The sequence below is a fragment of the Anaerolinea thermophila UNI-1 genome (assembly GCF_000199675.1).
GTDB classification, from domain to species: Bacteria; Chloroflexota; Anaerolineae; order Anaerolineales; family Anaerolineaceae; genus Anaerolinea; species Anaerolinea thermophila.
The window spans coordinates 851370-862421 of the sequence record NC_014960.1 but is presented as its reverse complement, the minus strand read 5'-3'; the positions used below and the strand labels follow the sequence as shown (position 1 = coordinate 862421).

Annotated in this window: 11 protein-coding genes; 8 read left to right on the top strand and 3 right to left on the bottom strand. The window is 56.4% G+C overall.

From position 1 onward, the window contains the following. Positions 1 to 60 precede the first annotated feature (60 nt). The 5 genes from ANT_RS03950 to ANT_RS03930 are packed head-to-tail and all read left to right on the top strand — an operon-like array spanning position 61 to position 4631. A complete protein-coding gene (locus ANT_RS03950; RefSeq protein ID WP_013559217.1) occupies positions 61 to 750 on the top strand; it encodes a response regulator transcription factor in 690 nt (229 codons plus the stop codon). A gap of 6 nt (positions 751 to 756) precedes the next feature. After that, positions 757 to 2160 (top strand): sensor histidine kinase, encoded by a 1404-nt coding sequence (locus ANT_RS03945; RefSeq protein WP_013559216.1) that lies wholly within the window; start codon positions 757 to 759, stop codon positions 2158 to 2160. 48 nt (positions 2161 to 2208) lie between these two features. Then, positions 2209 to 3096 carry a DMT family transporter gene (locus ANT_RS03940; protein ID WP_013559215.1) on the top strand — a complete coding sequence of 296 codons (888 nt, stop codon included), beginning with the start codon at positions 2209 to 2211 and terminating at the stop codon, positions 3094 to 3096. A 9-nt stretch (positions 3097 to 3105) separates the two neighbouring features. Continuing rightward, positions 3106 to 3633 carry a leucine-rich repeat domain-containing protein gene (locus ANT_RS03935; RefSeq protein ID WP_013559214.1) on the top strand — a complete coding sequence of 176 codons (528 nt, stop codon included), beginning with the start codon at positions 3106 to 3108 and terminating at the stop codon, positions 3631 to 3633. Continuing rightward, positions 3630 to 4631 carry an LCP family protein gene (locus ANT_RS03930; RefSeq protein WP_013559213.1) on the top strand — a complete coding sequence of 334 codons (1002 nt, stop codon included), beginning with the start codon at positions 3630 to 3632 and terminating at the stop codon, positions 4629 to 4631. The genes ANT_RS03935 and ANT_RS03930 overlap by 4 nt, the downstream gene beginning before the upstream one ends. A gap of 15 nt (positions 4632 to 4646) precedes the next feature. Here the strand turns inward: ANT_RS03930 and ANT_RS03925 are convergent, their stop codons facing one another. Continuing rightward, positions 4647 to 5402 (bottom strand): PIG-L deacetylase family protein, encoded by a 756-nt coding sequence (locus tag ANT_RS03925; RefSeq protein ID WP_013559212.1) that lies wholly within the window; start codon positions 5400 to 5402, stop codon positions 4647 to 4649. A 149-nt stretch (positions 5403 to 5551) separates the two neighbouring features. On the opposite strand from ANT_RS03925, the gene ANT_RS03920 reads away from it, so the two are divergent. The 3 genes from ANT_RS03920 (at position 5552) to ANT_RS03910 (ending at position 8742) form a co-directional block, all read left to right on the top strand. Further along, complete coding sequence (locus ANT_RS03920) at positions 5552 to 6637, top strand: trypsin-like peptidase domain-containing protein (RefSeq protein ID WP_013559211.1); 1086 nt, start codon at positions 5552 to 5554, stop codon at positions 6635 to 6637. A 61-nt stretch (positions 6638 to 6698) separates the two neighbouring features. Continuing rightward, the gene (locus ANT_RS03915; RefSeq protein WP_013559210.1) at positions 6699 to 7652 is read left to right on the top strand and encodes a hypothetical protein; all 954 of its coding nucleotides are present in this window, start codon (positions 6699 to 6701) and stop codon (positions 7650 to 7652) included. A gap of 10 nt (positions 7653 to 7662) precedes the next feature. Further along, entirely contained in the window at positions 7663 to 8742 is a 1080-nt protein-coding gene (locus ANT_RS03910) for a hypothetical protein (RefSeq protein WP_013559209.1), read from the top strand. Here ANT_RS03910 and ANT_RS03905 read toward each other — a convergent pair. Beyond that, a complete protein-coding gene (locus ANT_RS03905) occupies positions 8721 to 10376 on the bottom strand; it encodes an FG-GAP repeat domain-containing protein (RefSeq protein ID WP_013559208.1) in 1656 nt (551 codons plus the stop codon). The genes ANT_RS03910 and ANT_RS03905 overlap by 22 nt on opposite strands. Beyond that, the gene (gene cyaB, locus ANT_RS03900) at positions 10373 to 10987 is read right to left on the bottom strand and encodes a class IV adenylate cyclase (RefSeq protein ID WP_013559207.1); all 615 of its coding nucleotides are present in this window, start codon (positions 10985 to 10987) and stop codon (positions 10373 to 10375) included. Before cyaB ends, ANT_RS03905 begins: the two co-directional genes overlap by 4 nt. Positions 10988 to 11052: the final 65 nt, after the last annotated feature.

Here is an 11052-nt window from a genome sequence, read left to right as displayed (position 1 = left end):
TTTAAATTTTTCTGTGATATCTTCGGGACTAACAGAAACCTACAAACAGGACAAAACCGCATGAGCAAGACCATTTTGATTGTGGATGACCAGTCGAGTGTAAGGCAATTGTTACAGGAATACCTGACCGAACAGGGCTATCGGGTGCTGACCACCACCGATGGACAGAGCGCCCTGTACATTGCCCGCCATGAAAACCCCGATCTGATTCTGCTGGATATCATGATGCCGCGCATGGACGGCTATCAATTCCTGCGGCAGTTCCGGCAGGAACGTCAGACTCCGGTCATCATCATCACCGCGCGGGAAGAGGAAACCGATGCCGTGCTGGGGCTGGATTTAGGCGCAGACGATTACATTATTAAGCCTTTTCGCATGCGGGAACTGGCGGCGCGCATCCGCGCCATTCTCCGCCGTGGAGAGGAACATCCTGACAAGCAGGAAATTCTGCGCGCCGGGGAGATTATTCTCGACGAAACCACCCACACCGTAACCGTCTCGGGCAAGCCCGTTTCCCTTACCCCCATTGAGTTTGACCTGCTGGCAACCTTGATGCGCTCGCCGGGCAGGGTATATACCCGCGCGGAACTGGTTGAAATCCTTGCCGACAGCGGCTTCGCCGGGATTGATACCACCCTCAACGTACATGTGCGCAACCTGCGCCTGAAAATTGAACCCGACCCCAAAAACCCGCGCTATATCGAGACAATTTTCGGCATTGGCTACCGCTTTCGCAAACCACAGGATTAAGTCGCCATGATGAAGTCGCTCTACTGGAAACTCTCTCTGGCAATCCTGCTGGCGGCATTCACCACCGCCGGATTATTTGCCGTATTCATGCGCGTGACCAATGCTGACCGGCTGATGCAATTCGTCATTGACCAGCAGCGCACCAAACTGGTGCAGGCATTGAGTGAATATTATCAGGCGCAAGGCTCTTGGGACAATATCCAAATACAATGGAAGGAAATCGAACGGCAAACTTTACCGGTAGAATGGCAACGTCCCTTGGATGACGAGGGAGGAACGCCACCCCCCCGTGAAACCTGGGAGCGGAGAGGTTTCTTCAGTCTGGCAGATTCTCAGGGGAAAGTGCTTGTCTCCGGCACTCCGGAATATCCACTGAATGAAACCTTAAATCAACAAGCCCTTAAAGATGGCTCACCGATTACCGTGAACGGAGAAACCGTCGGATTCCTGCTTTCGCCGCGGCGGCTAGTTAACCTGCGCCCGGAGGAAGCCCGTTTTCTCACCCGTGTCAATCAAGCCCTGGTAATTGGTGGAGCCGGCGCGTTGCTGATTGCCCTGATCATCGGGATATTTCTGGCACGTACACTCACCCGTCCCATCAAAGACCTGACGCTTGCGGCAACCCGAATGGCACAGGGGGAACTGGAACAGCAGGTGGAGGTGCGCTCCCAAGATGAAATTGGTCAACTGGCCCAAGCCTTTAACCTGATGAGCCAGCAAATTGCCCGCGCCAATCAACTGCGCCGCCAGATGACCGCCGACATCGCCCACGACCTGCGCACCCCGCTGACGGTCATCGCCGGATACATTGAATCCATGCGGGACGGCGTCCTTCAGCCCACCCCTCAGCGGTTAGACCTGATTTATCAGGAAATCGAGCGCCTGCAGAAGATGGTCAATGACCTGCGCATGCTCTCTCAAGCCGATGCGGGGGAACTCAACCTGCACCCTCAGCCCACGCAACCGCTGGCACTGCTCAAGCGTGCCGCGCATCTCTTCCAGCATCACGCCGAGCAAGCCGGCATCAACCTGAAAGTGGAAGCCAGCGAGACTCTTCCTGCGATTCTGGTGGACGAAGACCGCATGATGCAGGTGCTGGACAACCTCATCAGCAACGCTTTGCGCTACACCTCAGCAGGTGGAGAGATCACGTTGCGAGCCAAACAGGATGGCAAACAGGTGCGGTTACAGGTTGCCGACACCGGCACCGGCATTCCATCTGAGGAATTGCCGCGCATCTTCGAACGCTTTCACCGCGTGGACCCTTCCCGACACAGTGAAAGCGGCGGGAGCGGGCTGGGGCTTGCCATCGTACGGGCGCTGGTGGAAGCACAGGGCGGCAAGGTCAGCGCCGAGTCGGAATTGGGTAAAGGCACCACCATCACCACCGAATTTCCCGCTCTGGAATGAGCCTTAAGGCTGTGATATGATAAGCCGCAAACGCGTCGAGGTTTCACCATGGGCGAGATTGCGGCACTGCTGACATCGGTTTTGTGGGCTTTTTCATCCATCATCCATACCTTTGCAGGACGTAGAGTAGGTCCGGGCGTGTTGAACCGCGCCCGTTTACTCTTTGCAGTGATGTGGATTCTGCTGACCCACCGGATATTCCAGGGAACGTTTTTCCCTGTTCACGCCGCGCCGGAGCGCTGGTTCTGGCTGGGACTTTCCGGTGTGGTGGGGCTGGTACTGGGAGACTGGTTCCTGTTTTACGCTTACGTGACCATTGGTGCGCGCATGGGTACGCTGATCATGGCAAGCGTCCCCATGCTCAGCGCCATGCTTGCCTGGATTTTCCTTGGTGAAACGCTCACCCTCACGGAAATCCTTGGGATGATCCTGGTGGTTTCAGGTATCGCCATGGTCATCCTTGACCGCGTCAACGGGAACATCTCCCTGCCGCGGCGCACTTACTGGTTGGGGGTGCTGGCAGGGTTTGGCGGCGCGCTTGGACAGGCTGGTAACCTCATCCTTGCCAAACCCGGACTGGCAGATGGTTTCCCCTCCATCTCCGGTGTGGCAATCCGCATGGTCACCGCGGCAGTGGTACTTTGGGGACTGACCTTTTTGAAGAAAGAAGCGCGCCCCACGCTTGAGGCGCTCAAAGACCGCCGCGCTCTGGGATTAATCCTGCTGGGAAGCATGATCGGTCCGTTTGCCGGGGTGTGGCTTTCAATGGTGGCAATTCAAAATACGCTGGTGGGGATTGCCTCTACCCTGATGGCGCTCAGCCCGGTCATCCTGTTGCCCCTTTCGCGCTGGTTCTTCCACGAAACCATCTCCTGGCGCGCCATTATCGGAACACTCATCTGTATGGCAGGCACGGCGGCGTTATTTTTGTTATAATTCTCCCTCGTGCAGACACAGCCTTCGGAAATCGTCTTTTCTTCGACTCAGGAAGTGGTCGTGTACACCCGTCCGCGGGGAAACCCCACTGCCGACTGGCAGGAACTGGATCGCGGTCCGGGTATCTTTCGCATCCCTGCCGGTCATGAGGTGATGATTCGCCTGAAGAATATTGACAACGACGACCTCAAAACGCTGGTGCGCGAAACGGCAGAGTGCCCTGCCATCACCTTCCTGCACCTTGCCGAGAACCGCAAAATCACCGATGAGGGACTGCAAATTTTACAGGCTTTCCGCAACCTCTCCGGCTTGAATCTCAGTTCCTGCGACCTGACCGATCAGGGTTTGAAGGCACTGAGCGCGTTCCCGCGTTTATCTCACCTGAATTTATCCTTTTGCAACCGCCTGACCGATGCCGGGTTGAAACATCTGCGCGCCCTGCCCAATCTGACCTATCTGGATTTGCAGGGCTGTTTGAAAATCACTCACGGAGGCATTGCCCGTCTGGGCAAACGCGATTTGAATATTCACCGATGAACGATACTCCTATTCACCCTAACGATTATTCTTCTCTCGACCCCTTAGCCGAAACCCAACCCTCTCCCAGCCTCGACTACGACCCATTAGCGGCTTACCAGCCCATTCGGATTCCCAAAGAGGCTCGCCCCCGCCAAAAAGCCCGCCGCAGGAAATCCGGCGGATGCCTGGGATGTTTGGGGGTATTTGGCGTTTTCCTTGCGCTGATAATTGGAGCAATGGTGTTCTTTGCCTTCCTGCCGGGCAAAACCCGGGTGCTGATACTGGGTATTGACCTGAACAGCGACCGCGCTCCCGCGGGCAGTTTTCTGGGACGCAGTGACACCATCGTCATCCTGCAAGCCGACCCGCTCAAACCGCAGGTCAGCATGCTGTCCATCCCCCGCGATTTATGGGTCAACATTCCCGGGGTGGGCGAGAACCGCATTAACACTGCCCACTTCTTTGCCGAAGCCAATCAGGAAGGCACAGGCGCCCAAGCCACCATTCAGACCATCGAAACCAACTTTGGCATCCGCATTCCCTACTATGTGCGCCTGCGGTTTGAAGGCTTCTCCCAAATCGTAGATGCCATGGGCGGGGTTGATATTACCCTCGAAGAACCCATGGCTGGGCTGGATGCAGGCAGGCATCACCTCAACGGGAAGGAAGCCCTGGCTTTTGCGCGCAGTCGCAAAGGGGCAGATGACTTTTTCCGCATGCAACAGGGGCAACTGGTAGTCATGGCGGCGATGAAGAAAATGCTCAACCCCCTGACCTGGTGGCGCTTACCCGTGATTGTTCCAGCCTTTTTCAGCGCCGTGGATACCAACCTGCCCGTATGGCAAATGCCGCGCATCGGGCTGGCTGTTCTGCGGGTGGGCGTGGACAACCTGGATCACCGCACCATCACGCGGGAGATGGTCCAGCCATTCGTCACTGAAGGCGGAGCGCAGGTGCTTGGACCCCGCTGGGAAGTCATTCTTCCGCTGGTTCAGGAAATGTTTGGCATTCCCTGAACCAGTGTTTACAGATCAATCCTGTCCGCAACAAATCCGCGCCCAGGTCTGGTCATCCACCAGCGTGACCACGCGGAAGGACTCGGCATACAGCATTTCCTTGCCTTTTGCCCGCTCTGCCGCCCACTGACGAATTCGGTCGGCAGGATCCCAGTCGCCCATCTGGCTCTTGTGAGCGCGCAGGGCTTCGATTTTGATTTCAATCGTATCGGTAATGTCCACGTATAAATTGGCATGATCCCAGGTGGTGGCGTACACCTTGCGCACCTTGTGGGCTTTGAAGCCCTCTTCCTGCTCAATTTCCCGGAACAAATGCGGTTGTCCTGCGGCGGGGAAGACGGCTTCCAGCGCCGCCAGCGAAGCCGCGCGGTGATCGGGGTGGTTGATGTATTCTTCCCCTGCCCAAACCACCGTAGGATCGCCCGTCACGACCACCTCCGGACGGAAACGGCGGATTTCGCGCACCAGTTTTTTGCGCAGTTCCAGCGTGGGCTGTAACATGCCATCAGGTTCGCGCAGGAAGACAATTTCCTTCACGCCGGTAATCTCCGCCGCTTTGCGGGCTTCTTCCTCGCGAATGGCGGCGGCTTGCTCACGGGTCAAACTCAAATCGGCAATGCCAACATCGCCGCTGGTGCATAACACGTAACAAATGCGCGCACCGGCGCGCGCCCAGCGCGCCATCGTTCCCGCACAACTGAACTCAATATCATCGGGATGGGCAACAATTGCCATCACGCTTTCCGGTACATAAAACGCCGAACCAGCCATCTTGCTTCCATGCCTCCTGTTGTGAAACTGGCATCCATTCTACTCCGCTGAAAAAGAAAATGCAAACTGCAGGCTTTGACAGATTGGCGTTTCAGCAAGATGTTGAGTAAGATTAACTCCAGCGGGGATTTTTTCTCAAGGAAACTGCGATGTCTCTCTCCAGCAAATTTTTACGGGAACTGGTACGCGGACTCACCAGCGCGCTCAGCCTAGAAGAACTGGACAGCATCCTCCAGCAGGAACTGAAACGCTCGCTGGATGAGTTTACTCCCGGACGAACACCCCATGAGATTCTGGTCAGTTTGATTCTCACCGCCGAGCAGGAAGGCTGGTTACCCCTGCTCATCAGCGCCGTACGCCGCGCCCACCCCTATCACCCGGCGCTGGTAGAAATTTCCCGCCGTTTTGGGCTAGCTCCCACGGTGACCATTCAACACAGCGACAAAGCGCCCCGCCCGGCGTCCAGCCAGCGCCTGGAGAAAATTCTCCGCAACAACCTGCCCTTTCTCGACCCCGCCCGCTGGCGTGAACAGATGGTGCGCATCGAACAGCAGGTTTGCCGCATTGAAATGAACCTCAATCCGCGCGGCACTGGCTTCCTCATCGCTCCCGATTGGGTGATGACCGCCTATCATGTTGTCCAGGAAATCCATCAGGGATTAATCGCTCCCCAGCAGGTGCGGGTGCGCTTCCAGCATCTGCTCCCGCCGCATCAGGCAGTGCCTGCGGCGGGAGAGGAATTTGCCCTGGCAAAAGACTGGCTGGTGGACTGGAGTCCGCCCTCACCCGCTGAACTGGCTGACACAGAAGATACACTGCCAACCCCGCAGGAAATGGATTACGCCATCCTGCGGTTAGCAGAACCGGCAGGGCTTTTGCCGGTATCTTCTGCCCTGCCTTCTTCGCCGCCGCGCGGCTGGATGGGCTTGCCCGGCATCTTCCCCGCTGTGAACGAAGAGGATGCCCTCATCATTGTCCAGCATCCGCTGGGCGCGCCGCTGAAATTTGCTCTGGACACGCAGGGTATTCTGGGATGGAACGCCAACCGCACCCGTTTGCTGTACCGCACCAACACCCAGGCGGGCTCTTCCGGCTCTCCCTGCTTCACCCTGGACTGGCAACTGATTGCCCTGCATCAACGGCGGCTGAACAACGCCAATCAGGGCTGTTCTATGGAAAGCATTGTCCGCCTGATGCAGGAACATGGCATCTCCCTGCCCGAAAACCTTGATTGATTCTTGAGCCTGTCCTGCCTCAAAAACAGGATACAATAACAATGTTCCCATGGAGGTCAGGATGGACGAGTCCGCGCTTGAACGTTTATCAGCAGAACAACTTGCAGGGCTTTCGGATGAGCAGAAAGCCGTCTTCTGCACACTGACTCCCCAGGATCAGGATTTCTTCGCCCGCACCTTTTCGCCCAAAGACCTGCCCGGCGCGCTCACCCGCAAGGGCGAAATAATGAAACGTCACGCCGAAGAACGAGAACGTCTTGCCGCCATGCTGGAAGCCCTGCGTAAAGGTGCGCAGGAACATCAACCAGTAGAAGATGAAGCCGGAGGAACGCTGACCGCGCTTGCCGCAGGCGTGCTGGGGGTGGGCGCAGTTGCCGCTGTAGCCACCGATGGCTCGGCATCCTATCAGGGTGTGAAACCGGATGACTTTATCGCCCCCTTACAGGCAGAGTTCAACGGGCGCGGCAGTCTCATCACCTTCAGCGGAGACAACCAGAACCTCACTGGCACTATCAGCCTGATTACCAATGCCGGCGCCATTCCTGCGCTGACCATCACCCTGGCGCGCACCCCTTCCGGGTGCGATGTCAAAGTCAACGATCTCACCCGTCCGGGAATGCTCGAAATTGTCAAGCAGGGCGGGAAACGTTTGCTGGGACTGGCGGGCGCAGGGATTTCTCTTTTGCGGGGGGATGTGCGCGGTGTAGATGATTTATTTGACAAAGCCAGCCGCGCCCTCTCGGAAGGTGCCGGGCTGGCAGAAATCGCCGGGCATTTGCAGTTGAAAGAACGCGCCTGGAAAGTCATCCGCCAAACGGCAGAAGCGCTGGAAGCCGCCTACCTGAAGCAAAAAGAAGCCAAGCGCGCCGAACGCCTGGCACTGGAACGCGCCTGGGATGCTTACTATGCCTGTCCAACCTGCAGTGTCCCCTTTGGCGATGGGGATACCGAGTGCCGCGTGTGCGGTAGCGCCCGTCCAGCCCAACCCTCTCAACCCGACCCAAGAAGAAAGTAACCCGCATGGTATGCCTGTTTCTATTCCAAAACTTTCTCAATGGACAATTTTCTCAGGGAAGTGGAAAGTCTTCTGGTTAATCCTTTTGCTCGTCCCCTATTTGTTATATCTAAGTTTTGTTGTGATGAAAGGACAGGGACCGATTGACTATGAAACTTTCATGGATATTGGTAACCGCTTCCTTCAAGGCGTTGAAGTATACGGGGAAAACAGTTATTATCCCCTTCCGTATGTAATGATATTTGCATTCTTTGCCGCGCTTCCCCGCCCCATCAGCCAAATTCTCTGGCATCTCTTGCCTGTTATTGTCTCATTGTTAATTAGTGGATGGAATCCGCTTATCTTGCTTTATGCTCCTCTCTTTTCCCATTTCACCGGTGGACAAACTGCCCTGTTTGGTTTATTAGGGTTGTGGGGATATCGAAAAACCCCAGACCCTTCTCAAGCTAAGGGCGGAGTATGGCTGGCACTCACATTCTTGAAGCCGCAACTGGCAATTTTCCCTTTTGGGTATGCGCTCTGGACCTGGTGGAAAGAATGGCAGTCCAGTCGAAAGATTCCCCGTCAGGCATGGGCATGGCTCATCGCCTTCGTGGCAATCTACCTGCCGAGTTTCTTCGTCACACCAGACTGGCCCCTGCGATGGCTGGAGAATCCACGCCCACTTGCCGAACGCGCCATGTCTGGCTTCCTGCCCCGTACACTTCTATACTTCATATCATGGAAAACCATCTTCTACTGGCTGGTCTGGGGAATTCTGGCAGGAATGCTTTTCTGGCTTATCTGGCGTCTAAATGGGAAACGCATCTCCCTGGATCTTCTCGTGTTATGGGGATTTGTGATCAGCCCTCTGGTTCACGACTACGACTTGATTCAATTAATTCCCTTGCTGGAACCTCTCCTCGTATTACTGAGTGCACTCCTCGCTTCCATACCCGGCTTGTTAACCATCATTCTGGCATACGAGGTGGATAAAGCCTGGTACACATTTACCTTTATTGCACCCATCATCCTTGCAGGCTGGTTACTCTATCAAAATAAATTTCTCAGATTGAGGAAAAGTTCTCCTCACGGGGAAGCCGTGCGCTGAAAATTGCCCCGCCCTGTTCCCCAGAAGATGCGGGCACTGGCTGTTCCGGGCAGGTCGTACACCACCACGCCGGAATGTGCCGTCATTAAGACCACTTCCAGATCCGCATCGGAGTCCACATTGGCGAGAGTCGGCGCTGCCAGCGCGCCGTTCCAGTTGGCGTTAAACGGCGCTGGCAGAGATACCTCAAACAGCGGATTTCCATCGAACGAAACCCCATGCAGTTTGCCCGTGCGGTTCGAACCTTTTGCCGTCCACGAGGCAAACAGCACCTCGGCTTTGCCGTTGTTGTCCAGATCGGCAACCACTGGCTCGCTGGCAAAACGCAAAACCCCTTCCGCAGGCTGATAGACCTCAAAGGGCCAGTTGCCATGTTCGGTTTTATCCAGCCAGAAAGCATGCACCCGCCCGTCGTAAGAGGCAAAGAGGATTTCCCGGACGCCATCCCCATCCAGATCGGCTACCACGGGATTGGGTTCAGCGCTTTCGATGACGTTGTAATCCTCAGAAATGGGCGCGCCGGTATCCAGCGGATTGGTACGCCAATCCCACGCACCGGTACGGAAACGCGAGCGGTCAGCGTTGAAGATAAAAGGCGCGTAATAACGACTCAGATAAGGGGATTGAGAGCAATCGTACATGTTACCCACCGCCACAACCTCGCGAACCCCATCGCCGTTGACATCGGCAATGACAGCGGGACCATCGGCAAAATTGGCGCGGTAACTCTCCGACCGATTGCCATCACATGCCCCCCAACCGCGCTTTTCTACGGTTAAGTCTTCCCACACTCCCACTTTGCCCCAGCCTTTACCCGGATAATCCGTGGCACTGGCAGGCAGTTGATTGCCGCCGGCGTCATAGGCGTTGATGTAATGCACATCCGAAGGCACGACCACCTCAAGCGCGCTGTTGCCCGTCAGGTTGCCCGCCGACGCATTGGCGTTATACACCCCCCAGGCGTAACCGCTGTCGTTGCTCAACTGGGGCCAGTTGGCACGAATTTGTCCGCTGGATGAGAAAACCCAGGTGTTGACAGCACTTCCATACGCCCGGGTTGCCAGAATTTCCATGGTACTGCCGTTGCCGTCCAGATCGGCGACCAGCAGGCCCCGCCATTCGCTGGTGTGCGGCTTTTGATACCAACCCGGCTTGAACCTGCCCTGCAGGGTGTACACCGAAATCACCCCGCCGGAATGAGCAGTGATGATTTCCTGCGTGCCATCCCGATCCACATCGGCAACGGCAATCCCGGGCCAGGTACGCCCCACATTGCTCACCCCATCAAAGCCCTCGGTGACGTCATGCCCGGAGCGCGTCTTCCAGAGAATCGCGCCCGTTTCCCCATCGATTGCCCAGATGGAGTAAGCCGAGGCAACGATGTCCAGCCTGCCGTCCCCGTTGACATCCACTGCCGCGGGAGAAGAGTACCAGCCGGTTTCACACCACGAAGAATAGCATCCCAGGCGCTCAAACTTCAACACCGGTGCGGACACCCCCCGACTGACCAATGGAAGGTACAGGGTAGTTCCGCTCCCGGTTTGCCCCTGCGCCAACCCGGACAACCCCGCCAGCAGAAACACCGCCAGCGCCAGTGCCAGCCATTTCCGAAAACCACTCAGGTCTGGAATCATGTATCCGCCTCTTGAAGACCAATTCGGGAAAACTCCACCTTCACGCCTCGCAGGGCATCAAAGGTCAAATGGGTAGGCGGCAAACCATACGCCTGACGCACCCGCTCAAACAAACCCAGATAACTTTCCGCCACCCGCGCTTCCCAGCACAAACCCAACGAAAGGGCTATCTGATGGATTTGTTCGGCATTCTCCCCTTCAATTTCCACGAAATTACCGAAGGGCATTTCATCCAATACCACATGCACCCCGGCAAGTTGATAGGCAGTGCGGAACTTCTCATACAGGATGCTCACCCGGTATCCCAGGGCTTCCAGAAGATGACGCGCGGCTTCAAAATCGCTCACTTCCACCTCAATTTCCTGGCGGACGCTGACTTCCTGCCCCATCTTTGCCGCACCCTTGTACGTCAGGATCGAACGGCTATCCCGGCGCAAGCGCAACACCCGGCGCTCACGGGTCAGTGCACCATCGGGGGTATCGAACCGCAGGTTGACTTCATGCACGCGCGGCGCTTCCAGCACCGCCCCCGCCTGCTCCAATCGCTGGCGCACGCCTTCGAGCGAATGCACGGGGAATTTGGCTTCAATCTCTTGCTCGGATGAATTCATATTCTCTCCCGGAAATCCTTATCCTGCATATCCGAATGATATGAGCGTGTGTATTCATTGTATTT